General features: G+C 64.0%; 20 protein-coding genes. 3 read left to right on the top strand and 17 right to left on the bottom strand.

Features of this window, described 5'->3' with window-relative positions; genetic code table 11:
- Positions 1 to 3: 3 nt before the first annotated feature.
- The 8 genes from I3J27_RS10650 to I3J27_RS10615 all read right to left on the bottom strand — a co-directional run bounded on the left by I3J27_RS10650 (position 4) and on the right by I3J27_RS10615 (position 10,141).
- Entirely contained in the window at positions 4 to 1,254 is a 1,251-nt protein-coding gene (locus I3J27_RS10650; protein ID WP_270168470.1) for an adenylate/guanylate cyclase domain-containing protein, read from the bottom strand.
- Positions 1,251 to 1,640 (bottom strand): response regulator, encoded by a 390-nt coding sequence (locus tag I3J27_RS10645; protein WP_270168468.1) that lies wholly within the window; start codon positions 1,638 to 1,640, stop codon positions 1,251 to 1,253. Before I3J27_RS10645 ends, I3J27_RS10650 begins: the two co-directional genes overlap by 4 nt.
- Complete coding sequence (locus tag I3J27_RS10640) at positions 1,637 to 3,685, bottom strand: sensor histidine kinase (RefSeq protein WP_270168466.1); 2,049 nt, start codon at positions 3,683 to 3,685, stop codon at positions 1,637 to 1,639. Before I3J27_RS10640 ends, I3J27_RS10645 begins: the two co-directional genes overlap by 4 nt.
- Before the next feature lie 133 nt (positions 3,686 to 3,818).
- Complete coding sequence (locus I3J27_RS10635; protein ID WP_270168464.1) at positions 3,819 to 6,914, bottom strand: MexW/MexI family multidrug efflux RND transporter permease subunit; 3,096 nt, start codon at positions 6,912 to 6,914, stop codon at positions 3,819 to 3,821.
- Between the two features lie 70 nt (positions 6,915 to 6,984).
- Positions 6,985 to 8,178: an efflux RND transporter periplasmic adaptor subunit gene (locus I3J27_RS10630; protein WP_270168462.1), complete on the bottom strand. Its 1,194-nt coding sequence runs from the start codon at positions 8,176 to 8,178 to the stop codon at positions 6,985 to 6,987.
- A 1-nt stretch (position 8,179) separates the two neighbouring features.
- On the bottom strand, positions 8,180 to 8,881 hold the full coding sequence (locus tag I3J27_RS10625) for a TetR/AcrR family transcriptional regulator (RefSeq protein ID WP_270172684.1): 702 nt from the start codon (positions 8,879 to 8,881) through the stop codon (positions 8,180 to 8,182).
- Between the two features lie 133 nt (positions 8,882 to 9,014).
- The gene (locus I3J27_RS10620) at positions 9,015 to 9,605 is read right to left on the bottom strand and encodes a thiamine pyrophosphate-dependent enzyme (RefSeq protein WP_270168460.1); all 591 of its coding nucleotides are present in this window, start codon (positions 9,603 to 9,605) and stop codon (positions 9,015 to 9,017) included.
- Positions 9,602 to 10,141 (bottom strand): phosphonopyruvate decarboxylase, encoded by a 540-nt coding sequence (locus I3J27_RS10615; RefSeq protein ID WP_270168458.1) that lies wholly within the window; start codon positions 10,139 to 10,141, stop codon positions 9,602 to 9,604. Before I3J27_RS10615 ends, I3J27_RS10620 begins: the two co-directional genes overlap by 4 nt.
- A gap of 106 nt (positions 10,142 to 10,247) precedes the next feature.
- On the opposite strand from I3J27_RS10615, the gene I3J27_RS10610 reads away from it, so the two are divergent.
- The 3 genes from I3J27_RS10610 (at position 10,248) to I3J27_RS10600 (ending at position 14,820) form a co-directional block, all read left to right on the top strand.
- Entirely contained in the window at positions 10,248 to 11,468 is a 1,221-nt protein-coding gene (locus I3J27_RS10610; protein WP_270168456.1) for a cytochrome P450, read from the top strand.
- Between the two features lie 184 nt (positions 11,469 to 11,652).
- Entirely contained in the window at positions 11,653 to 12,867 is a 1,215-nt protein-coding gene (gene rocD, locus I3J27_RS10605) for an ornithine--oxo-acid transaminase (RefSeq protein WP_270168454.1), read from the top strand.
- A 498-nt stretch (positions 12,868 to 13,365) separates the two neighbouring features.
- Entirely contained in the window at positions 13,366 to 14,820 is a 1,455-nt protein-coding gene (locus tag I3J27_RS10600; protein ID WP_270168453.1) for a Spy/CpxP family protein refolding chaperone, read from the top strand.
- A gap of 154 nt (positions 14,821 to 14,974) precedes the next feature.
- On the opposite strand, the gene I3J27_RS10595 is transcribed toward I3J27_RS10600, so the two are convergent.
- The 9 genes from I3J27_RS10595 to I3J27_RS10555 form a co-directional block, all read right to left on the bottom strand.
- The gene (locus tag I3J27_RS10595; RefSeq protein WP_270168451.1) at positions 14,975 to 15,208 is read right to left on the bottom strand and encodes a hypothetical protein; all 234 of its coding nucleotides are present in this window, start codon (positions 15,206 to 15,208) and stop codon (positions 14,975 to 14,977) included.
- A gap of 609 nt (positions 15,209 to 15,817) precedes the next feature.
- Positions 15,818 to 16,681 carry a sugar phosphate isomerase/epimerase family protein gene (locus I3J27_RS10590; protein ID WP_270168449.1) on the bottom strand — a complete coding sequence of 288 codons (864 nt, stop codon included), beginning with the start codon at positions 16,679 to 16,681 and terminating at the stop codon, positions 15,818 to 15,820.
- Positions 16,681 to 17,871 carry a dihydrodipicolinate synthase family protein gene (locus tag I3J27_RS10585; protein ID WP_270168447.1) on the bottom strand — a complete coding sequence of 397 codons (1,191 nt, stop codon included), beginning with the start codon at positions 17,869 to 17,871 and terminating at the stop codon, positions 16,681 to 16,683. Before I3J27_RS10585 ends, I3J27_RS10590 begins: the two co-directional genes overlap by 1 nt.
- Before the next feature lie 137 nt (positions 17,872 to 18,008).
- Positions 18,009 to 19,160, bottom strand: coding sequence for a Gfo/Idh/MocA family protein (locus I3J27_RS10580; protein ID WP_270168445.1), 1,152 nt, complete (start codon positions 19,158 to 19,160; stop codon positions 18,009 to 18,011).
- Positions 19,157 to 20,563: an enolase-like domain-containing protein gene (locus tag I3J27_RS10575; protein WP_270168443.1), complete on the bottom strand. Its 1,407-nt coding sequence runs from the start codon at positions 20,561 to 20,563 to the stop codon at positions 19,157 to 19,159. The genes I3J27_RS10580 and I3J27_RS10575 overlap by 4 nt, the downstream gene beginning before the upstream one ends.
- Before the next feature lie 220 nt (positions 20,564 to 20,783).
- Entirely contained in the window at positions 20,784 to 21,629 is an 846-nt protein-coding gene (locus I3J27_RS10570) for an ABC transporter ATP-binding protein (protein ID WP_270168441.1), read from the bottom strand.
- A gap of 127 nt (positions 21,630 to 21,756) precedes the next feature.
- Entirely contained in the window at positions 21,757 to 22,749 is a 993-nt protein-coding gene (locus tag I3J27_RS10565; RefSeq protein WP_270168439.1) for an ABC transporter substrate-binding protein, read from the bottom strand.
- A 58-nt stretch (positions 22,750 to 22,807) separates the two neighbouring features.
- A complete protein-coding gene (locus I3J27_RS10560; RefSeq protein WP_270168437.1) occupies positions 22,808 to 23,617 on the bottom strand; it encodes an ABC transporter permease in 810 nt (269 codons plus the stop codon).
- A gap of 274 nt (positions 23,618 to 23,891) precedes the next feature.
- Positions 23,892 to 24,638: a TetR/AcrR family transcriptional regulator gene (locus I3J27_RS10555; RefSeq protein WP_270168435.1), complete on the bottom strand. Its 747-nt coding sequence runs from the start codon at positions 24,636 to 24,638 to the stop codon at positions 23,892 to 23,894.
- Positions 24,639 to 24,776: the final 138 nt, after the last annotated feature.

The following is a 24,776-nucleotide window of genomic DNA, read 5'->3' as shown; positions in this document are numbered from 1 at the left end:
CCCCTATTCCAGTTGCATACGGATACCCTTGGCGCCGTTGAGCAGACGCTTCAGGTGAAAGCCAGCCAACGAGTCATCGGCGTGCATGCCGATCAGCGCGGCAAAAGCCGGCATGGCGGTGGCATCACCGGCCTCCATCTTGGCATACGCCTCGGAATAGAGCGCCGTTTCCGGCGCTTCAAATCTTTCTTGCCGCAACGGCTCGAAGGCAGGCAGTGGTTCGCTGCGTCCGCGCAGCATCAGCTCGCCCACTGGGCGGCCTTGAAAATTCTCGGCCGCCTTTGCAACACTGGCACTGACGCAAATGCGCGTTCCCAGATGCTTGTTGGCGGCTTCCAGCCGCGCCGCGATGTTGATGGAGTCGCCATACGCGGTGTAGTCGAAGAAGCGGTTGCCGCCGAAATTGCCGACCAGCGCCGGCCCGGCGTGAATGCCGATGCGAGTGACACCGAAATTCACACCCCTGGCGCTCTGGCGCGCGCAAAAATCCTGCGCCCAGGCATCGAGATCATGCGCGCAGGCGACCGCACGCGTCGCATAATCCGGCTGATCGCCGGGCGCGTTGAACAGCACCTGGATCGCATCGCCGATGATTTTTGCGACCGTCCCCTCATGCGCGAAGACGACCTCGGTCATCCCGCCGACATATTCGTTGAGCAGCTCGCCCAGCGTCTCTGGCGGCGCACTCTCGACCAGCGACGTGAAGCCGGTGATGTCGGTGAAGATGGTCGCGACATCGCGCCATTGCACCTCGATCCCCTCACCCTCGCCGCCCGCCGCCAGACGCTTGGCAAGCTGAGGCGAGAAATGACGCGACAGCGCGGCATGGGCGCGCTCGGCCTCGAGCTGCCGGCGCCTGACCTCGCGCAGCATCTCGATATGGCGAATGGTCTTCTCGATCGTGGCTTCCAGATCGGCGAAGTCGATCGGCTTGGTCAGGAAGTCGAAGGCGCCGCGGTTCATGGCGGTGCGGATGTTGCTCATGTCGCCATAGGCCGAGACGATGATGGTCGACTTCTTGTCTTCGGCCTCCTGAAGCTTTGCCAGCAGCGACAACCCGTCCATCCGCGGCATGTTGATGTCGGACACCACCATATCGACATGAGGGTTCAGCTCGAGCGACTGCAGCGCCTCGAGCCCATCGCGCGCGAATATGATGGCGACATCCCCGTTGCGAATCTGCCTGCGGAACTTTTGCAGGATCAGCGCCTCGAGATCAGGCTCGTCGTCGACGAAGAGGATGGTCGAAGTCATGCGGCTTGCTCGAGCCTCGTGTCGATCTGCTTCCGCAGCAGCGCAAAATCGATTGGCTTGGTGAGGAGCCCGATGGCGCCGCGCTCGATCGCCTTGCGGCGCGTCTCGGCATCGCCATAGGCCGTGATCATGATCACGGGAACGTCCGGATGCTCGGCGCGCACCTTGGGCAGCATGTCGAGCCCGCTCATGCCGGGCATGTTGATGTCGGAGAGGATCAGGATCAACGAGGGATCGCGCACTTCAGCGGCGAGCTTCAGTGCGTCGGCCGCGGACGGCGCGAATTCCATCTGGAAGCGGCCAGCGCGAAGGTCACGCCGGAACTGCTGTCGGAACAGCGCCTCGACGTCGGGCTCGTCATCGACGACCAGGATGTAAACGTTCAACTCTTGCCTCCGGGAGTGCCGCCCGCCGCCATCGAGCGCGGCAAGGTGATGATGAAATCGGTGAATACACCCTGTGTGGTGTTCACGTCGATCGTGCCGCCGTGCTGCTTCACGACGATGTCATGGCTCATGGACAGGCCGAGCCCGGTGCCCTCCCCGGCCGGCTTGGTGGTGAAGAAGGGATTGAACATCTTCTCCTTCACCTCATCTGGAATTCCCGTGCCGTTGTCGCGGATCCGGATCTCGACCCTGCCACCGAGATCTTTGGTTGTCGCGCTCAGGATGGGTTCGAACCCGCCGATGGCGCTCTCCTTGCGCTTGGCGGCGGCATAGAAGCCGTTCGAGATCAGGTTGAGCAGAACGCGCGCGATCTCCTGCGGATAGATATCGGCCATGCCGGCGGCCGGGTCGAAGTCGCGTTCGAGCGTGACGTTGAAGGCAGGCCTTTCGGCGCGTGCGCCGTGATAGGCGAGATTGAGGCTCTCCTCGACGACCGCGTTGATGTCGCTGGGGCGGTGCTCGCCGGAGCCCTCGCGCGAATGCAGCAGCATGTTCCTGACGATCGAATCGGCGCGTTTGCCGTGCTGCACCACCTTCTCGAGATTGCTCTTGAGCATGCACGTCAGCTCGTCGACCTCTTCCCTGGTCTTGCCGTCGAGCGCGGCCGATTGCAGCGCCTCGTTGAGCTCGTCGATCAGCTCCGTCGACACCGCCGAGAAATTATTGACGAAATTGAGCGGGTTCTTGATCTCGTGGGCGATGCCGGCGGTGAGCTGGCCGAGGGAAGCAAGCTTCTCGGTCTGGATCAGGCGATCCTGCGCGGCGTGCAGATCGTTCAGGGATTGCCGGAGCTCTGCGGTCCGCAGCTCGACCTTGTTCTCGAGGTCGGCATAGGATTCCTGCAGGCGCGCGCCCATGTCGTTGAACTGGTCGGCGAGGCCTTCGAGCTCGTCTCCCGTCTTGATCGAGATGCGCTGCGAGAAATCGCCGCCGCCGATGCGCTCGGCGCCGCTGCGCAGTGCCTGGATCGGCCCGACCATGCGGCGGGCCAGGAAAACCCCCGCGAGCACCGCGAAGATCGATGCCGCCAGCAGCACGATCGCAAGCCGCTGCAACGAGGCATAGAGCGCGGCATAGGCCTCCTCGACCGGCAGCTCGACGAACATGGTCCAGTGCAGCGGCTCGATCGGGGCCGACGCGGTCAGCACCTTCTGCCCCTGGATGTTGCGCGCTTCGGGGAGCGCGCCTGAGAGGGTGCCACCCGCGGCCTGTGCCGAGCGCACCTGCGCGAGAGCAGACATGTCGGTGTTGCGCAGGACCAGGCTGATATCGGGGTGCGCGATCAGGCGCCCCTCCGGACCGACCACATAGGCGTGCCCGCGCTCACCCACCTTGATCTGGGACACGACGTCCCAGATCAGCTTCAGATTGACCTCCGCGATGCTGACACCGGCGTCCTTGCGCGCGCCGGCTTGCGCCAGCGTCATGTAGGGCTCGGACTCCCTGCGGAAATAGACCGGCCCGTAATAGACCTTGTGTGCGACCGCCTCGGTGAACTTTGGATCGCCCGACAGGTCGATCCCGCTGTCGATCGCGTCCATGGCGAGCCGCGACACCCGCAGGCGCTCCTTGCCGGTCGCATCGACCTGGGCGAGCTCGGTGATCGCCGGCACCTGGCGCAGCAGCCGCTGCGCGTCGAACCGGCGCTGCTCGATCGCGCCCGCCGACCAGGGCAGCTGCGTGGTCCAGCCGAGCTGGTTCTCGATCTCCTTGACGAACTGGCCGATCTTGGCTGCTGCCGCCTCGGCCTGCTCGTGCTGGACCCGGATCAGCGCGGCCTTGTGCTCGCGATAATAGAAGAAGACCTCGAACAGCCCGTTGGCCAGCAGCGCGATGGCGACGACGGCCACGAACAGCGCGACATATTTGGTGAACAGCCGGGTCCTGATCCCGCGCCCCGCCGCGTGGCCGGGCACGACGACATCCGCAGCCGCGCTCGGCAGCGTCCTCGCTTGCGGGGTGTCGGGGTGGAGGGAGATACTCATTCCGTCGAACCTAGCAAGAAGGCCGGACGTTGTCTCTCGCCAGCGCGGGACCGGGGTTTAACCGAAGCCCACAACGAAAAAGAGCGGCAATGGGGTTAACCATTGCCGCCCTCTGATGCGCTTGCTTGGGGCCTCAGGTCGGCCGCAGCGCCTTGGCGTTGAGGTCGAGATCGTTGACCTGCTTGTTCCGCTCGGAATCCGCCGCCGCACGATGGTCGGTCGCCAGCACCACATAGACCGCCGGCAGCACGAACAGTGTGAACAGCGTGCCGATCGACATGCCGGCGACGACCACGAGACCGATCGAGAAGCGGCTGGCCGCGCCCGCGCCGGTCGCGGTCAAGAGCGGGATCAGGCCGGTCACCATCGCGGCCGTGGTCATCAGGATCGGACGCAGACGGATGCGGGCCGACATTTCGATGGCCGAGCGGCGGTCGAGCCGCTCGTTGACCTGGAGCTCGTTGGCGAACTCCACCATCAGGATGCCGTGCTTGGTGATCAGGCCGACGAGCGTCAGCAGGCCGACCTGGGTGTAGATATTCATGGTCGCCACGCCGAAGAACAGCGGAATCAGCGCGCCGACGATCGCCATCGGCACCGAGATCATGATCACCAGCGGGTCGCGCAAGCTCTCGAACTGCGCCGCCAGTACCAGGAAGATGATGATCAGCGCGAAGCCGAAGGTGATCGCGAGCTGGTTGCCTTCCTGCACGTATTGCCTGGAGTCGGCGAGGTAGTCGTGGCTGAAGCCCTGCGGCAGCTTCTTGGCCTCGCCCTCGAGGAAGTCGACCGCCGCGCCGACGGTCACGCCGGGCATCGGCACGGCCGAGAACGTCGCCGAATTGAGCTGATTGTAGTGCGTCAGCGAGTTCGGATTGGTCGTGGTTTCGATCGATACCACCGTCGACAATGGGAGCTGCTGGCCGGTGTTGGTGGTCACATAGTAGCCGCCAAGCGATTCCGGCGAGAGCCGCTTGGCGCGCGGCACCTGCGGGATCACCTGGTAGGAGCGGCCCTCGAGATTGAAGCGGTTGATGTAGTTGCCGCCGAGCAGCACCGCGAGCGTAGAGCCGAGGTTCTGCATGTTGACGCCGAGATCCTGGGCCTTGGAGCGATCGATCGTCACCTTCACGTTGGGCTGGTTGAAGGCGAGATCGCTGTCGGAGACGATGAACATGCCGCTCTTGCGCGCGGAGTCCTTCAGTTTCTCCATCTGCTCATAGACCGTTTGGAATCCAGCGGTCGAGTTGATCACCATCTGCACCGGCAGACCGCCCGGTCCGCCCGGAAGGGGCGGCAGGTTGAACGCGAAGGCCTGCACGCCCTCGATCTTCGAGAGCTCGGCCTGCACCAGCGGCTTCAGTGCGATCGACGAGCGCTTGCGCTCCTCCCAGGGCTTGAGCAGCATGCCGGCGATACCGCCCTGCGGGCCGTTGATGCCGTTGAGCACGAAGCGCAGGTCGGTCTCGGGGAATTTCTGGAATTCCTTGTCGAGCTTCTCACCGTAGAAATCGACATAGTCGATGTTGGCGTATTTCGGCGCCTTGGTCACCGCGAACACGATGCCCTGGTCTTCCTCAGGCGCCAGCTCTTTCGAAGTGTGCATGTAGAGGAAGCCGACGAGCCCGAGGATCGTGATCGCGAACAGACCGGTGATGGCCTTGTAGTCGAGCGAGCGGTCGAGCCTGCGGCCGTACCACCGCGTCAGCGCGCCGAAAACCTTGTTGATGAGCTTGGCGAAGCGGCCCTCTTCGGTGTTCTTCAGCAACACCGAGCACATCATCGGCGACAGCGTCAGCGCGATGACGCCCGACACGATCACCGATCCCGCGAGCGTGAAGGCGAATTCGCGGAACAGCGAACCGGTGAGGCCGCCGAGGAAACCGATCGGCGCGTATACCGCGGCGAGCGTGATGGTCATGGAAATGACGGGACCGACGATCTCCCGCGCGCCTTGCAGCGACGCCTGGACCGGCGTTTTCCCTTCCTCCAGATGGCGGTGGATGTTCTCCACCACGACGATGGCGTCGTCGACCACGAGGCCGATCGCGAGCACCATGGCGAGCAGCGTCAGCAGGTTGAAGCTGAAGCCCAGTGCCAGCATCAAGGTGCAGACGCCGATCATCGACAAGGGAATCGTCACGACGGGAATGATGACCGAGCGGAACGAGGCCAGGAACAGGAAGATCACCACGATCACGATGATCACGGCTTCGCCCAGCGTCTTCTCCACCTCGTCGATCGAGGACTGAATGAACTTGGTCGAATCGTAGGCGACCTTCATCTTCATCGACGGCGGCAGATTGCGTTCGAGCTCGGGGAACAGCGCCCGCACGCCCTTGACCAGCGTCAGAGGGTTGCCCTGCGGCGTTGCCTGCACGCCGATGAAGATCGCGTGCTCGCCGTTGAAGGCGACGCTCGCGTCGGTGCTCTGGGCCGCAAGCTCGACGGTGGCGACGTCCTCCATCCGTACGAAGCCGCCGTCCTTGGCCTTGACGATCATCTTCTTGAACTGGTTGACGTCGGTCAGGCCCGTATTCGTCGAGATGGTCGAGACGATCAGATAGCCCTTGGCCTGGCCCGCCGCGGACTGGAAGTTGTTGGCGGTGATCGCGGCGGCGACATCCGCCGGCGAGACGTTGCGGCCGGCCATCTTGACGGGATCAAGCCAGAGCCGCATCGCGAAGGTCTGGCCACCCAGGATGTCGGCGGAGGCGACGCCGTCGACGGTCGACAGCACCGGCTGCACCACGCGCGTCAGATAGTCGGAGATCGCCGAGCCCGACAGCTCCTCGGAGGAGAAGCCGAGATACATCACGGCCGTGGTCTGGCCGGTGGTCTTGGTGACGATCGGGTCGTTGGATTCCTTCGGGATCAGGTACTTGACCGAATTGGTCTTCGCCAGAACCTCGGTCAGCGCCTGGTTCGGATCGAAGTTCAGCTTGATGTAGACCTGGATCGTCGAGGTGCCGAGCACCGAGGACGAGGTGATGTAGTCGACGCCTTCGGCCGAAGCGACCGCCTGCTCGATTGGCGTCGTGATGAAGCCCTGGATCAAATCCGCGGACGCGCCTGGATAGACGGTCGTGATGTTGATGACCGTGTTCGACAGCTTCGGATACTGCCGGATCGGCAGCACCATCGCGGCGCGCAGGCCGATCAGAAGGATCAGCAGGCTGACGACGACCGACAGAACCGGGCGCTTGATGAAAATATCGGTTAGGGCCATCGCGGCGATCTCGATTTTCTATGTCTCAAGAAACGTGATCCGGCCAGGCCGGATCACGTAGATGTATGTGTCAGTAGCGCGGCGGCTGCGCCGGAATCTGCGGGGGCGGGTCGGTCGAAATCGACACTGCCGCACCCGATTGCAGCTTGAGCTGGCCGACCGCGACGACCTTGTCACCCGCCTTCAGGCCCTTGATGATTTCGACGCGACCTTCGACCCGGCTGCCGGTCTGCACGAAGGTGCGCACCGCGGAGAGGCTGGTCTTGCCGTCCTCGCCCTTCTTCTCGGTGATCACGAACACCGAGTCGCCGTACAGCGTGTAGTCGACCGCCGTCTCAGGAACGGTGATCACCGCCGGCTTGTCCGGCAACACCACCGTGGTGGTCACGAACATGCCGGGCTTCAGGATCTTCTCCGGATTGGCGATCGTCGCCTGCACGCGGATGTTGCGGGTGTCAGTCGCGATCTGCGGCTCGATCGTCGTGATCTTGCCGTCGAAGGTGCGGCCCGGATAGGCGTCGACCTTCAGCCGAACGGTCTGGCCGACCTTGAGGCTGCCGGAATCCTTTTCGGTCACCGTGAAGTTGGCCCACAGCTCGGACAGATCAGTCAGCGAGACGATCGCCGTGCCGGCCGTCAGATACTGGCCGACCTCGACCTTGCGCATGCCGAGATCGCCGGAGAACGGCGCGCGGACCAGCTTCTGCGAGATCAGCGCTTCGGTCTTGGCGATGCCCGCCTGCGCCTGGTCGTAGGCAGCCTGCGCGGTATCGACGGTCGCCTGCGGGCCGAACTGGCGCGAGGCCAGCTGCTTGGCGCGATCGAGCGACAGCTGCGCGACGGTTGCCTGCGCCTTGTAATTGGCGAGGTCGCCCCGCTCCGGGGCGTCGAACAGCTGCGCCAGCGGCGTCCCGGCCTCGACATGCGCGCCCGGCTCGAACTTGATCTCGGTGATACGGCCGTTGACGTCGGCACTGACGTCGACCTGATGCACGGCGAACAGCCCGCCGACCGCGGTCAGCAGGTTCGGCACCACCTCCGACTTCGCTTCGGCCGCGCTGACCGCGGTCGGCGGCGGCTTGTTGTTGGCGAAGAACTGCTTGATCATCTGGCCGCGGAAAGAATTGAACCAGACGAGCCCACCGACGAGCGCGCCCAGAAGCGTGCCGACGATGATGAACCAGAGCACCGGCCGGACCGGGCGCTTGGGAGCCTTGTTGTCGATCGGTTCGCCCGAAATCTTGTGTTCGGTTACGATGTTCATGTCATGCACTCTCTGCAATCGCCGTCTTGTCCGCACCCGCGGCCTGATCGCGGCCCAAATGCGAAGCAATTGCGGCGTCGTTAAGTCCGATACCTCTCAGGAGAAACTCACAGAGCTGCCGCTCGAGGTCACCCGCCCTGCCGTAAGCGAGGCAAGGTGTAGCCGACAGCCTGGTCAGCGCAGCCGTCATCAGCGTGTGGTGCGCAAACCAGAACAGATTGAGCGGATCGCCGCTGAACGGCCGCGCGTCCCCGGCGGCCACCGCACGCTCGAGCGAGGCGACGAAGACCGCCCCGATCAGCGTCTCGATCTTGGCATACAGCAAACGGGCGAATTCGCCATCATCCAAATGGCTCGTGGCCATCAGTCGCAGGCGCTGGGCCTCTTCCTGGTCGGGGCCGTCAGCGATGTGGAGGAAGTGCTGGACCATGCCGCGGATCATCTCGACCATGGCAGCCGTCGACGGCTCCCGCTCGAGCAGCTCCATGAAGGCCGGGTCCGCCTCGCATTCGTCGCTGAGGATTTCGGCGTACAGCGCCGCCTTGGACGGGAAATGCTTGAACAGCAGCGCTTCGGAAATGGCAGCGGCGGCCGCCACGCTCTTCGTCGTGGTGCCGGTATAGCCGTGTCGGGCAAAGCAACGTTTCGCGGCACCGAGGATCAATTGACGCCTCAGGTCGCTCGTCATTCGCAATGAGCTCATGCTAGTGAGTAAGCACTCACCCACGCAAAAGTCAAGCACTATGCTGCATCGCAACTTGTAGATTCACTAGAAAATGGACTCGGGTACACGGCCCGCGAGCAGAATGAGCGTCCCGTCGAAGACCGACGCGCGGCTAGATCGGCTGGAAGCCGAGGTCGCCGCGGATCCGGTTGACGATGTAAGTCCCGTCCCGGCTTGGCAAAATCCGCTCCAGGCTGGCGCTGTCGATCTTCACATTGGCAAAGCGCGGCCCCGCCGAGACGTCGTGAATGGCTTTGGCGAAGGCCTCGACCTCGGCCATGGTCGTCACAGCCCGGCTGTCCCCGATGCCGCAGGCCCTGGCGACGCCGACGAGGTCGGCGGCTGCGGAGGTGTGGCTGGTCTGGCCGCCGGTCTCGCCATAGGCCTCGTTGTCGAGGACGACGATCGAGAGGTTGGACGGCTTCTGCAGCCCGATGGTGGCAAGGCTGCCCATCCCCATCAGCATCTCGCCGTCGCCGGTGATGACCAGCACCGGCAGTCCTGGTTGCGCCAGGGCAAGGCCCAGCCCGATCATCGCGGCGCCGCCCATGCCGCCCCAGAGATAGAAATTGCGGACGTGGTCGCCGGCCGCGCACATGTCGTTGGTGGAGGCACCGAGGCCACCGATCGCGACGACGTCCTTGCGGTTCGCAAGCAGGGTGGACACCACCTGACGGCGGTCGAGGAGATTGGCCTTGCTCATTTGGTGAAGACCTTGGCGCCGATCAGGCGCTGCGACAGCAGGACGGCGGTGGGCGTCAGTGCGTTGTAGGCCTGGGCAGCCGCCGCCTCCAGCACGGCCGGCACCTCGGCCGCGTCGGACGCACGCAGCACCTGGACGCCAGAGAGCTCGAACACGCCCTGCGTGGTCGATCCCATCGGCACCTGCCACGGATTGAACTCGCCCCACTCGCCGCGCATGGTCACGAGCGTGAGGAACGGAAAGCGCAGGATCGGGATCAGCGACAGCATGTTGATGCAATTGCCGACGCCGCTCGACTGCATCAGCAGCACGCCGCGCTGTCCGCCCGCCCAGGCGCCGGCCAGCAACGCCACGCCCTCCTCCTCCGTCGTCAGCGCAATGCCGCGCATCGTGGAGGAGGCGAGCACGCGCTGGATGAGTTTTGAATGGCCGGCATCGGGCACGTAAGGCACCTGCCGGACGTCGAAGCGTTGCAAGGTCGCGAAAATATCGTCGGGCCAGTTCGGCGCCGTCGTGTCGTCAGCGCGGGCGTGCATTTTCCTGTCCGGTCGGCTTGCAAATTACGGCCCGACTGTAGACGGTGATCAGAGCCGCTCGAAAGAGCGAAAACAGCATATCGGTCTCAACCGGCGAGTATGGCGGATGAACGCAAGTGCGAAAGAGCTGGCGGCGAGTTTCGATCTGGAGAAGCTGACGCCAGAGTTCTACGACGATCCGTACCCGACCTATCGTGCACTGCGGGAAAACGCGCCGGTCAAGCGCCTGCCGAACGGCACCGTGTTCCTGACCCGCTATGACGATCTCGTCGCCACCTACAAGAACACGAGATCGTTCAGCTCGGACAAGAAGCGCGAGTTTGCGCCAAAATATGGCGACACCCCCCTCTACGAGCACCACACCACCAGCCTCGTCTTCAACGATCCGCCCGCCCACACCCGCGTCCGCCGCCTGATCATGGGCGCGCTGTCGCCGCGTGCGATCGCGGGAATGGAGGGCGATATCGTCAAGCTGGTCGAGGGCCTGCTCGACGCCATCGCCGCCAAGGGCCAATGCGAGCTGATCGAGGACTTTGCTGCTTCCATCCCCATCGAGGTCATAGGCAACCTCCTCGACGTTCCCCACGACGAGCGCGCGCCGCTGCGCGACTGGTCGCTGGCGATCCTCGGCGCGCTCGAGCCCGTGGTATCACCCGAAGTCGCCACGCGCGGCAACAAGGCGGTGAAGGACTTCCTCGCTTACCTGGAAACGCTGGTTGCACGCCGGCGCGAGAAGCCGGGCAATCCCGAGCGCGACGTGCTGACGCGTCTGATCCAGGGAGAAGAGAACGGCGAGCGGCTGACTGAGAAGGAGCTGCTGCACAATTGCATCTTCCTGCTCAACGCCGGCCATGAGACCACCACCAATCTGATCGGCAATGGCCTCGTCGCGCTGCACCGGAATCCGGATCAGAAGCAGCGGCTGATCGGCAATCCCGACCTGATCAAGACGGCCGTCGAGGAGATGCTGCGCTACGAGAGCTCCAACCAGCTCGGCAATCGCATGACCACGGAGAAGGTCGAGCTCGGCGGCGTCATGCTCGACGCGGGCACGTCGGTGACGCTGTGCATCGGGGCGGCCAACCGCGACCCCGCGCAGTTTCCGGACCCCGAACGTTTCGACGTCGCACGCACGCCGAACCGGCACCTCGCTTTCGCCACCGGCGCGCATCAATGCGCCGGCATGGCGTTGGCGCGGCTGGAGGGCGCCATTGCGATATCGCGCTTCCTGGCGCGCTTCCCGAACTACGCTGTCAGCGGCCAGCCGGTACGCGGCGGACGGGTGCGGTTCCGTGGCTTTCTGAGCGTGCCCTGCGCGATCGGCTGAACAAAATCGCGAAAACAACCCCATGCACAGTAGGGAACCCTCTGACACTTCTGGCAAAATCAGGTCGGGCTAAGCCATCGGACGCATCAAGGCTTCCAGGGCGGCCGGCTGATGCCCAAATCAAGCTGAAGACCGCTGGTGCAGTCGGTTGTCGCCGCCATGCGCGGCAATGGAGTGACGACAGATGAGCTCGTCCGTCATTGATTTCATCGCAACAGAAGCACGCTTTGGGGCCCAAAACTACGAGCCGATCGGGGTCGTCCTGTCGCGCGGCGAAGGTGTCTGGGTGTGGGATACCGAAGGCAACCGCTATCTCGACTGCCTCTCGGCCTATTCGGCGGTCAGCCAGGGCCACTGCCACCCCAAGATCCTGGCCGCGATGGTCGAACAGGCGCACCGGCTGACACTCACCTCGCGCGCCTTCCACAATGACCAGCTCGCCCTCTTCTACGAAGAGATCGCGGCGCTGACCGGCTCCCACAAGGTGCTGCCGATGAACAGCGGCGCCGAGGCGGTCGAGAGCGCGATCAAGTCGGTGCGCAAATGGGGCTATGAGGTGAAGGGCGTGCCGAATGGCCAGGCCGAAATCATCGTCTGCGCCGACAATTTCCACGGACGCACGCTTGGCATCGTCGGTTTTTCAACCGATCCCGAGACACGCACGCATTTCGGACCGTTCGCGCCGGGCTTCAAGATCATCCCGTTCGGCGACGCCGCGGCACTGAAAGACGCGATCACGCCGGACACCGTCGCCTTTCTGGTCGAGCCGATCCAGGGCGAAGCCGGTGTCATCATTCCTCCAGCCGGCTATTTCACTGAGGTGCGCAAGCTCTGCACCGCCAACAACGTGATGCTGGTGCTCGACGAGATCCAGACCGGACTCGGTCGCACCGGCAAGCTGCTCGCCGAACAGCACGAGGGAATCGAGGCGGACGTGACGCTGCTCGGAAAAGCCCTGTCCGGCGGCTTCTATCCGGTGTCGGCCGTGCTCTCGAACAACGACGTACTCGGAACATTGAGACCCGGGCAGCATGGTTCGACCTTCGGCGGCAACCCGCTAGCCTGTGCGGTGGCGCGCGCGGCGATGCGGGTGCTGGTCGAGGAAGGCATGATCGAGAACGCGGCCAGGCAGGGCGCGCGCTTTCTGGAAGGCCTGAAGGACATCCGCGCCAACACGATCCGCGAGGTGCGCGGACGCGGCCTGATGCTGGCGGTCGAGCTGCATCCCGAGGCCGGGCGCGCACGCCGCTACTGCGAGGCGCTCCAGGGCAAAGGCATCCTCGCCAAGGATACCCATGAGCACACGATCCGCATCGCCCCGCCGCTGGTGATCACCAGCGACCAGGTCGACTGGGCGCTGGAGCGGCTCGCCGCGACGCTGACGCAGGATTTTTCTTGAGCTTGCCTGCGTCGGAAGATCGCAATGCCGGGACCGGGCCGACAACGAACCATTCCGTCACCTGAGCGTTGAAAAGTCGAGGGCGATTACGAGCTGGGAGCGAGGATCATGCTTCCGCGTGGCGTTTGCCTTACGACTGTTTTAGTTGGTGTCTCGATGCTGGCGGCGAGCGTCGGCGCGTTCGCTCAGGGACCTCCGGGACACGGAAGGGGCGGACCACCAGGTCCAGCCGCAGCGCCGGCAGCGCGGCCAGCAGCACCACCCGCCATGGCCCGTCCGGCGGCCCCGCCAGCCATGGCGCGGCCCGCCGCACCGGCATTCCATCCGCCTTCCATGCCGCAGCGACCGGCCATGGCGCCACATCCGGCGCCGCATATCGGCTCACCGCCACCGCGTCCGACTCCGCATTTCGCTACACCTCCGCCGCGAGCCGCCCCGCACGTGGCGGCGCCGCGGCCTGAAATCCACCGGGCGCCGGCTGCGCCGCAACGTCCGGCAATGGCACCGCGGCCGACGCCGCACATCGCCGCCCCCTCGCATCCAAGCGCAACGCCGGCCGCAAGCGAGCGGCTGTCGCGACGGCAGCAGATCGAACAGCGTGCGCAGCAGCATCAGGAGCAGATCCAGCAGCGCCAGCAGATGGTGCAGCAGCGGCAGCACGAGATGCTGTCGCGCCAGACGACGGAGCGCCAGAGCCGCATCGATCGCTTGCAGCAGCGCGTGCAGCAACTCCAGTCGCAGAAACCGGAAGGCGCCCGAGCGTTGCGTGAGCAGCAACGGACGCTCCAGGCGCAGAACCGCTTGATTCAGCGCGAGCAGCGCGCGCAGCAAAGCGACCTGGCGCGTCAGCAGCGGCTTGGACTACAAGCTCCTGCCGAGCGGGCGACTGCGGCAGCTGCGCAGGCTGCCCAGCGCGGGCGGTTTGCGGCGCGCTTCCGCGAGCAGGCCACCTCGCAGACCCAAGCAGCCCTCGTCGCCCGCCAGAGCGGCTGGGCGCCCCGGCAGGCCTGGCGTCACCGCCATCCCGCGGTGTTCGTGGCATGGCTCGGCCCCGTGTTCTGGCCATACGCCTATTCCGACATCTTCGACTACACGTTCTGGTCCTATGCCTACGAGCCCGGCTATTGGGCGTACGCGTATGATGACTTCGTCGACACCGTGTTCTGGGGAGGTGACAGCCCGTATTCGGCCTATGCCAGCACCAATCCTTATGACTATCCGCAAGCCGGCGGCGGCCGCGCGCGTGCGCGCGCCAGCGTGAGCCCGCAGGCGCTACAGCAATTGTGCGGCACACCGGATAAGGGCGTCACCGCCTGGCCGCTTGCCGATATCGCGCGGGCGGTACGGCCGACGCCGGAGCAACGCGCGCTGCTCGACGAGTTGAAGGCTGCGGCAGCAAAGGCTGCCGATGTATTCAAGGATTCCTGTTCGGAGACCTATGCATTGACCCCGCCTGGTCGGTTGCGGGCGATGATGAACCGCGTCAACGCGACGCTCGAGGCGGTCAAGATCGTGCGACCGGCACTGGAGAATTTCTACAACTCGCTCAGCGACGAGCAGCAGGCCAACTTCAACGCGCTCGGTCCCAATGTCGGCGAGCGCTCGCCGCCGCAGCAGCAAGCCGACGCCGCGGGCTGTGGTGATCCGAAATCCGGCCTGACACAGTTGCCGATTCAAAGGATCGAGGCTGTGCTCCACCCCGCCGGAAGGCAGAAGGAGGCTCTCGACCGCCTCGGTGAAGCGACAGCCAAGGGCGTTGAAGGCCTGCAGGCGGCGTGCCCGAACGATGTGCCGTTGACACCGGTCGGACGGCTGGAGGCGATGCAGCACCGGCTCGAGGCCATGCTGACGGCCGCCAAGCTGGTCGAGCCCGCGCTGGACGAGTTCTATGCCACGCTGAGCAGCGAGCAGAAGGCGCGCTTCAACACGCTGCAACAGGTCGCAGGCCCGTAGCGGCAGCGTCGCGTTCGTTGCGATTGCGCCGCAGCCGAACGACGCCGTGTGACGCAATCGTCCCGCTTCAAAGCTCGACGGACACCATGTCTATCCCGCGGCTCTCTGTGAGAGCGCAGCGGCCGAAAACGCAAACGACAACTTCATTCCGACCTCACGCGGAAATCGTCTTCTCCCCAGCATCATTCGTGTTTGTGATCGGTTGAGGCTGCTCTATCTCATTCGAGCCAGTGGCATTGCATCGTTGGAAGTGAGCAGACAGCTCAAGATCGGCCAGATGATCCCAGTATTCTGCTTCTGCGAGCAGCTTCCATTTGTTCATGCTGTTGTAGGCGGCCTGTTGACGGCACAGTGAGCTCATCGCACGCAAACGTCGCACTTTCTCCACCGCGAACCTCCCTTCACGCTGGCTTGTTTGCAAGCGTGTTTGTTGTTTTCACAGTTTTTCAGATCGAATTGACGAGCGATAGTCCGGAATTTTCCGGTCATCGATGATAGCGCAATCGTCTGACTTTTCACCGAATGGTCGGCCCGACAAAACTTGATCTCGAAACTATTCTGGCGGCGTATTGAATGTCAGATCGTCCCCCGCGGTCTCGCGCCGCAACAACCACCCAAACCTTCGGCAACGGTCGCCAGTCTTTGTTGCGCCGATCACAACAATGGCCCCGACGACGCCCGTCGGGGCCATTCAAGATCAGCAGGCCTGGGTACATCCGCCGTGCCTGCTGGTCGTTGATGCCGCTGATCACCTCATCCGATCTGGCACAGGTGAGGCTGCGGCATCGGAATGATAACATAATGCCCGAAAGCTGATGGCCGTCCACCTCGTCATTGGAGGTACTCCGTCGGCCTCCTGAAGGGACCATGCTGACGGCCACCAAGCCGGTCGAACCTGCGCTGGACGAGTTCTACGCTAGTCCAGGCAGCGAGCAAAAAGGCACGCTTCAACACGATGCAGCAGGTCGCAAGCCCGTGAGGGCTGCGCGCGCGTGACCTAAACCGCCGTCTTATGCCGCGCGATGCAGGTGCGCAGCACCTCGTCCATCGGCTTGCCCCACCAGTCGTTGGAGAATATCTCGATCTCCGAATAGCCGGCAAAGCCCTGCACTTCGACCGCTTTCCGCACCGATTTGATGTCGATGACGCCGTCGCCCATCATGCCGCGGTCGTTGAGGATGTCCTTCGTCGGCACCAGCCAGTCGCAGACATGGAACGCGAGCAGGCGATCCTGGCCGGCCCGCGCGATCTGGCTCATCAGCTCCGGGTCCCACCAGATGTGATAGACGTCGAGCGCGACACCGAGCATGCCGCTACGATCAGGGTCGAGCCGGTCGCAGATGTCGAGCGCCTGCTTTGTCGTGTTCACGCACGCGCGGTCGGCCGCATAGACCGGATGCAGCGGCTCGATCGCCAGCGGCAGCTTCGCCTGCCTGGCATAGTCGAGCATGTCGGCCAGCGCCTCCTCGACCTGCCCTCGCGCCGCGACGATATCTTTCGATGCCTCACTGCCCGGCCGCGAATATTGCGGCAGGCCGCCGACGACGAGGACGATGCAGGGCGCGCCCAGCGCCTTGGCTTCATCGACACAGCGCCGGTTGTCGTCGCGCACCTCGCCCCGGCGCGATGCGTCCGAGGTGAACATGCCGCCGCGGCAATAGCCTGAGAGATCGAGGCCGGCATCGCGCGCCGCGCGCGCGGCGCGATCGAGACCGACGGCGGCAACCTGGTCACGCCAGGGATCGATGGCGCGGATGCCGTGCTTCGCACAGGCGTCGATGATCTCGACGAGGTCACCCTGCTTGCGGACGGTTGCCGTGTTGAGCGACAGCCAGCGGTGGTCGGACGAAAAATCGCGCATCAGGATTCGATACCGTGGGTGGCGAGCACGGTCTTCATCCGCTGCGTCGCGAGTTCGGGGTTGGCGAGCAGGCCGGCCTTGTCGGCCAGACGGAACAGCTCGGCCAGATGCAGCGTGGAGCGCGTGCTCTCCTGGCCGCCGACCATGGTGAAATGGTCCTGATGGCCGTTGAGATAGGCCATGAACACGACGCCCGTCTTGTAGAAGCGGGTCGGTGCCTTGAAGATGTGGCGCGACAGCGGCACCGTCGGCCCCAGCACGTCGTGGAAGCCGGCCTCATCGCCGGCCGCCAGCCGCGACAGCGCATAGGACGCCGCCGGTGCGATCGCGTCGAAAATGCCGAGCAGCGCGTGCGAAAAGCCTTCGCCGTCGCCGGCGATCAGCTCCGCATAATTGAAGTCGTCGCCGGTATACATCCTGATGCGCTTGTCCAGCCGCCTGCGCATGTCGATCTCGCGCTGCTTGTCGAGCAGCGAAACCTTGACGCCATCGACCTTGGCGGCGTTGGCGTTGATGATGGCGACGGCCGTGTCCATCGCCTTGTCGAGATCCTTGGTGCCCCAATAGCCCGTCAGGGCCGGATCGAACATGTCGCCGAGCCAGTGTATGATCACGGGCTCGCGGACCTGCGACAGCACGCGGTCATAGACCTTGGCGTAGTCGTCAGCATTGCGGCCGAGTTTTGCCAGCGCGCGCGAGGCCATCAAAATGATGCGCCCACCGACCTTCTCGACCGCCGAGACCTGCTCCTCATAGGCGCGGATCACGTCGTCGAGGTTCCTGGCATCCTCCACCGCGAGATGGTCCGTGCCCGCACCCGAGAACACCAGCGCGTTGCGGCGCTTGGCGGCGCCGACCGAACGCGTGATCAGCTCCAGCGAGGTCGGCCAGTCCAGCCCCATGCCGCGCTGCGCGGTGTCCATGGCTTCTGCGACGCCGAGGCCGAGGTCCCAGACGTGCTCGCGGAAGGCGATGGTCTTGTCCCAATCGACCACAACCGAGAGCCAGGGATCGTTGTCCGCGAAGGGATCGGCGACCGTGTGCACGGCCGAAAACGCGATCCGGTTTAGCGGACCCTCGAGCTTTGCGGGAAACGTGCGCGAGGCCGCGAGCCGGTAGGTCTCTATCGACCGGTCGGCCTTCGGCAGCTTCAGCGACAATGACGACATCGGTTGGACGGGCTTGTTCATGATTTCGGACCTCTCCCCGTCATTGCGAGGCGCGAAGCGACGAAGCAATCCAGACTGCCTCTGCGGAAAGACTCTGGATTGCTTCGCTCCGCTCGCAATGACGGCTTGGTAGACATCGGGGGCTTATCTGACAGACCTCACGCCTTGATCGGGGCGACGTCGATCCAGCGCCGCTCCTTCCAGCTCTTCAGCGCGCATTCGGCGAGTTGCACGCCCTTGACGCCTTCGAGCAGCGTGAACTTGTAGGGCGCATCCTCGTAGACGTGGCGGATGAACATCTCCCACTGCTCCTTGAAGCCGTTGTCGTAGCTGACATTGTCGGGCAGCTTCTGCCAGTCGCCGTAGAAATCGTGCAGCCGCTTCTCGTCGGGATTCCACACCGGACGCGGCGTTGCCTGCCGCGCCTGGATCATGCAGTCGGTGAGGCCTGCGACCGCCGAGCCGTGCGTGCCATCAACCTGGAAGGTGACGAGGTCGTCGCGATAGACGCGCGTCACCCAGGACATGTTGATATGCGCGATGACGCCGCCTTCGAGCTGGAACGTCGCATAGGCGGAATCGTCCGCGGTCGCCTTGTACTTCTTGCCCTGCTCGTCAAAACGCTCGGGGATGTCGGTGTTGCCGATGCAGACCACGCTCTGGACGTTGCCGAAGAGATTGTCGAGCACGTAGCGCCAGTGACAGACCATGTCGAGGATGATGCCGCCGCCGTCCTCGTCGCGGTAATTCCAGGACGGCCGCTGCGCCTCCTGCCAGCCGCCTTCGAACACCCAATAGCCGAACTCGCCGCGCACCGAGAGGATGCGGCCGAAGAAGCCGGAGTCGCGCAGGAACGCGAACTTCTTCAGGCCGGGCAGGAACAGCTTGTCCTGCACCGTGCCGTGCTTGACGCCCTTGGCGTTGGCGAGCTTGACGACTTCGAGCGCCTCTTCAAAATTCGTCGCGATCGGCTTCTCGCAATAGACGTGCTTGCCGGCATTGATGGCCTGGGTCAGCAGGCCGGGGCGCGCCTGCGTGGTCGCGGCGTCGAAAAACATGGTGTCGTTCTTGTCGGCGAGCGCCGCGTCGAGATCGGTAGTCCAGCGCGTGATGTTGTAGCGCTTGGCGAGCGCCTCGACCTTCTCGGCGCTACGGCCGACCAGGATCGGATCGGGCATGACGCGGTCGCCATTCTTCAAACGCACGCCGCCCTGCTCGCGGATCGCGACGATCGAGCGGATCAGATGCTGGTTGAGCCCCATGCGGCCGGTGACGCCGTTCATGATGAGGCCAAGGCGTTGGGTGGTCATGCCAGATACTCCTGAAGTGATTTTGGCTGTTCGAGCCGAGCGAGCGCCGACCAGTCCGGATGGACCGACGTCGCAAAGCCCGTTGTGTGAAGCGATCCCGTCAGGAGATCGCCGTCGTGAATGGAGAGCCGGATGCCCTGCCCGGCATCTGCATAGAGATCGGGATGCACGGCGGCGAAGGCTTGCGCTTCCGCGAGAGGCGCATCGCCAAAGCCGTCGACATAGTGATGGCCGTTGCGTTCGGCGTGTTCGAGGCAAAGCAGCGCACCGAGCGCCAGATCCTGTTGCAGAGCAAGACCGGGCTGGCAGGTTAGATCTTCGCCTGTGACGAAACACTCCGCTCCGTGTTCGTCCAGCTTGGCGATGCGGGTGAAGTTTACGATCGATTTGTAGATGCCCTTGCAGGACTTTGACGAAACCCCGCCGTAACCGAGCTTGTGCGCGGTCGGCCAGGCATCATAGGAATCGTCCGCCTCGTCGATGATAAAATGACGACGACGCAGAGTCTCACCGAGCGGCGATTGGCGCGTGACGTCGCGCGGCATCGGCTGTTCGATATAGATCAGCTTGCGAAAGATCGACTTGAGAGCGTCGTCGTGCTCCAGCCGATCGACCAATGCACCAAGAGCCGTCAAGTCCGAGTACTGCTCATTGCCATCAAGCGTGACCTTGTAGTCGTAAGGGAGCGCCCCCAGCTCCTTGCCGATGCGGATCAGCCGGGCGGCGTCGGCATCGGGATCGCCACCAAGCTTCAGCTTGAAATAGCGCGCGCCGGCATTCTCCTTCGGATCGGCCACGCCGCCCTCTCCCTCGACCTTGTCGTCGAGGCCGACGGTGTGACGGATCGCAATGCGTTCCGATCGGTGCTGATTGGCGAGATCGAGAAATCGCGTGATATCGCCGTCACTCAAATCGGGCGACAGCCGCGCGTCGATGCCCGCGACGTTGCCGGCCATGCCATTGAAGAAGTTGGTCTCGACGCCGCGCAGCAGCGCGTCGAGGATCGCCTTGTCGATTTCGGCTGGTCCGTAGGCCGCCGCAAGCGCCGGAATGTTCTTTGTCGCGCACGTCGCGACCTGAGCACCGATGCACGAGGCATGCAGATCGAACGCGGTCAGAAACCCTGTCCGCGCCAGATAAAGACCGCGCGCAATCTCCAGCGAACGGCGCAGCCCATCGACCGTCTGCGCCGGCGACAGCTCCGGCCGCTTGTCGAACCATTTCGGCACCAGCAGCTCGGCGCTGGCGCCGACTGCAACGCCCCGGCCCTCGACCTCGATCTCCACGCGCACGAACAGCTGCGGCGTCGCGTTGATGGTAATCGCGCCAAAGCGGAACGGCCGTGCGAACTGCACGGGACGTTCGAAGAAGGCGATGTCTCGCAGCTTCAGGCGCTGTGCCATGGTGCTACAACGACGCGAGGTGAATTTGATGCGACCGGTATGGCCGCGGGCGACTCGCCTCTCCCACTTGCGGGAGAGGTCGGCGCGTAGCGCCGGGTGAGGGCTTTTTCCTCTTGGTGAGTCTCGCCAGCGGCGGCACCCTCTCCCCAACCCTCCCCCGCAAGCGGGGGAGGGAGCTCACCGTTCGTGCGGTTGCGGACACAGGAAAATCTCATCAGACCTAATCCAATGCCCCTTGCGAGAAGAAATGCTTGCGGATGCGTTGAACGAGCTCGGTAAACACCGGGTCGGCCATCACATCGAGCGAGCGCGGGCGCGGCAGCGGCACGTCGTAGATGGCGGCGACCGCGCCGGGCCGTTCGGTCATGACCAGCACCCGATCGGCGAGGAACACCGCTTCCGGAATCGAATGCGTGATCAGCAGCACCGTCTTCTTCGTCTCGCGCTGGATCCGCATCAGCTCGACATTCATGCGCTCGCGCGTCAGCGCATCGAGCGCGCCGAACGGCTCGTCCATCAGCATGATTTTGGGATCATGCACCAGCGCACGGCAGATCGAGGCGCGCTGCTGCATGCCGCCGGAGAGCTGCCAGGGCAGCTTCTTCTCGAAACCTTCGAGCCCGACCAGCTTCAACAGCGCCTTGGCGCGATCGAGATAGGTTTGCCGCGGCAGCCGCTTCATGTCGATCGGCAGCATCACGTTGGACAGGATATTGCGCCATGGCAGCAGCAACGCGTTCTGGAAGACGATGCCGACATTGCCGTGCGGCTTCGTCACCTTCTCGCCCTCGACCAGAACCTCGCCCGATGTCGGCGGCAACAGTCCCGAGATCAGCTTGAGCAGCGTGGACTTGCCGCAGCCGCTTGGTCCGACCACAACGAAGAACTCGCCGGCATTGATGTGGAAGTCGAGCGGCCGCAGCGACGGCACATCGCCGTCGCGCGTCCGGTAGGTCTTGGACACGCCGGACAGCTTGATGCCCGACGTGCCGCTGCCGGCGCGGTCGCTCACCAGTCGGAGGTGAGCGGCCGGCTGGTCCTCTGGACTGGCCTTGTTCGGAATCATTCAGTCACATCCAATCGAACACAGATGCGCGTACCGTCATTGCGAGGAGCGAAGCGACGAAGCAATCCAGAGTCTTTCCGCAGAGGCAGCCTGGATTGCTTCGCTTCGCTCGCAATGACGGAGGCGCTCACGAGCCGCTCTTCGGCAGGTAGTCGTTGGTGTAGAAGGCCTTCGGGTTCTCCTTGGCCTTGGCGTCGAGGCCGCCATACTCGACCATCAGATTGACCGAGTCCGTCATGTTCTGGTCGGTGACCTGGAACGGCCGCTTGCTCTTGGTCTCGGCGGTCCGGTACAGCGGAATGGTCAGCTCGAAGCCCTGCGTCAGCGTGTCGATCTTGCCGCCCTTGGGGTTGGCATCGAGGATCGACTGCGCCGCCGCCTTCGGCTCCTTCTCGGCGGCTTCGACCGCCTTGGTCGTCGCCGACATGAAACGGCGGACGAGGTCGGCATTGGCCTTCACATAATCGGCGTTGGCGATGATGCCGGAGGAGACCATGTTGATGCCGTAGTCGGCGAACTTGATCGGGAACACGTCCTTACCCGTCGCGTCCTTGATCTTCATCGACTGGTCCATGACGTAGCCGAGCAGGAGATCAGCCTGGCCGTTGATGACAGCGTTGAGCTTGGTCTGGCCGTCGCCCGCAACGGTCTGGAAATCGCTCTCCTTCAGGCCGGTCTTCTTCAGGAACAGCGGCCAGATCTGGGTCATGGAGTCGGCCGGCGTGATCGCCACCGTCTTGCCCTTGATGTCCTCGGGCTTCCTGATGTTCTTGTCGGCAAAACCCATGGCGGACATCGGCGAGGTCTGGAGCAGCACGCCGGTCGCGATCACGGGCGCGCCCTTGATCGCCGCGCGCATCATGGTGGGAACGTCGACATAGCCGAAGTCGGCGGTCTTGGCGGCGACGGCCTGCGTGGTTGCAGCGGAGCCGCGGCCTTCCTGAATCTCGAGCTCGATGCCTTCGGCCGCATAAATGCCCTTGGCCTTGCCGTAATAGAACGGCGCGTGCTCGCCATAGACGTACCAGTTGAGCATCAACACGACCTTGTCGGCCGCCTGCGCCGGCATGGCCGCGAACATCATCAGCGCTACTGATGCAGCTCCAATCAACCGCTTCATCGTCACTCTCCCTTGCCGTTTTGTTGCGTCGGCCGTTGGTGGCCGTTCGTTGTTCGAGTTAAGAGGCGAAAATCACGTCTTCGCGCTGGCTGACATGCCAGGGAATGACCAGCTTCTCGATCCGGTCGACGATCCAGAACAGGACCACGCCGAGCAGCGCGAGGATCACGAGGGCCGCAAACATCGTCGGCAGGTCGAAGGTGCCGATCGAGCGCTGCATCACGTAGCCGATGCCGGAATTGGAGCCGACGAACTCGCCGACGACGGCGCCGACCACGGCCAGCGTCACCGACACTTTCAGGCCGGAGAAGATCGCGGGCAGCGCATGCGGCAGGTTGACCGCGCAAAACACCTGGAAGCGGCTGCCCTGCATGGCGCGGGCGAGATCGACCATGTCGGGGTCGACGGATTTGAAGCCCTGCACCGCCGAGACCACGACGGGAAAGAAGCCCAGCAGGAACGCCGAGATCACTTTCGGAATGATGCCGAAACCGAACCACACCACGAACAGCGGCGCGATCGCGATCTTCGGCACCGACTGCGAGAACACCAGCAGCGGATAGACGTAGCTCTCCACCGTCTTCGAGCCCGCGATCAGCATCGCGACGGGGATGCCGAACAGTGCGGACAGCAGGAAGCCGCAGACGGTCGCATAGGTGGTCGGCCAGGACTGCCTCAGCAGTTCCGGCCATTCGGTGCGCAGCACGGCGACGACGTCGAGGGGCGACGGGATCTGGTAGGCGGGGATCTTGAACAGCCGGATCGCAAGATCCCAGGCGACGACGATGAAGACGAGGAACAGAAACGGCCGCACCCAGGCCGCGTTCAGCATCTTGGACACCGCGCCTTGCGGCTTCAATTCAGCCACGTCTCACTCCCGGCATTCTTGTTCGTCGGGGGAGAAATTAACCCGTTGGATAAATACTGTCCAGAGCTTTCCCTGTGACGTTTTGCGGCGGTTCCGGGGAGTTGGGGCATGAGCGATCGCCACACCCACGGTGTCATTCCCCGCGAAGGCGGGGAATCCGGAACGGCGCGGCTTCTCCGTACCCACCAGCGGCTCTGGAATACTGGATTGCCCGCCTTCGCGGGCAATGACTGCGGAAAGTTTGGAAACAGCAGTCGGCAACGACCAATGAACGCTAAACCGTCTGCGCCACCGCGGTGCGCGACTTCGGCGCCTTGGCAATCTCGAACAGCGCCACCGACTGTCCCGTGAGCGCGGCCAGCACCAGGCCGACCATGTGCGACAGCCGCTCGTCCTTGGCTTTCTTGTCCAGGAGATCGCGGCCGAAGATCACGCTGAGCGTTGCCGAGTTCGAGAGATAGAAGAAGCAGAGCCCTGCGATCGAGATGTAGAGCTGCACCGGATCCACCGCGACCTGGAAGTCGCCGCTGTCGACGCCGCGCCGCACCACGGTGCGGATCATCTCGACGAAGGGCGAGTGCATCGACTTGACCTTGGTCGATTTCTTCAGGTGTTTTGCGCGCGCGAGGTTCTCGGTCTGGAGCAGCGACAGGAATTCGGGATTGCGCAGGAAGTAATTCCAGGTGAACTCGATCAGGCGACGGATCGCTTCGGGCGGATCGAGATGCTCGAGATCGAGCCCCCGCTCCTCGCTGCGGATCTTGTCATAGGCGCCTTCGAGCACCGCGAGATAGAGTTCGTCCTTGTTGCCGACGTGGTAGTACAGCATGCGCTTGTTGGCGCCGGCCTTGGCCGCAATGCGGTCGACGCGGGCGCCGGCGAGCCCGTGGGCCGAAAACTCCTGCTTGGCGGCTTCGAGAATGCGCAGCCGCATCCCCTCGGGGTCGCGCTGCCATTTCAGGGTTCGCTTTGCCTTTGCTGCCGCCAAACCGGGTGCTCGCTGGGTGGTCACAAGACGCATGTAACATGCGCACAAGCGTTTGAGAACGATCTCGTGCCCCGGACGCAAGCTTCGTAGGGTGGGCAAAGGCGCACTTGCGCCGTGCCCATGTCTTCCAACCAAGTCAGCAAGACGTGGGCACGCTCCGCTTTGCCCACC

Source organism: Bradyrhizobium xenonodulans, assembly GCF_027594865.1.
GTDB classification, from domain to species: domain Bacteria; phylum Pseudomonadota; class Alphaproteobacteria; order Rhizobiales; family Xanthobacteraceae; genus Bradyrhizobium; species Bradyrhizobium xenonodulans.
The sequence above is the reverse complement of the archived record's forward strand: the minus strand, read 5'-3'. Positions and strand labels throughout refer to the sequence as shown.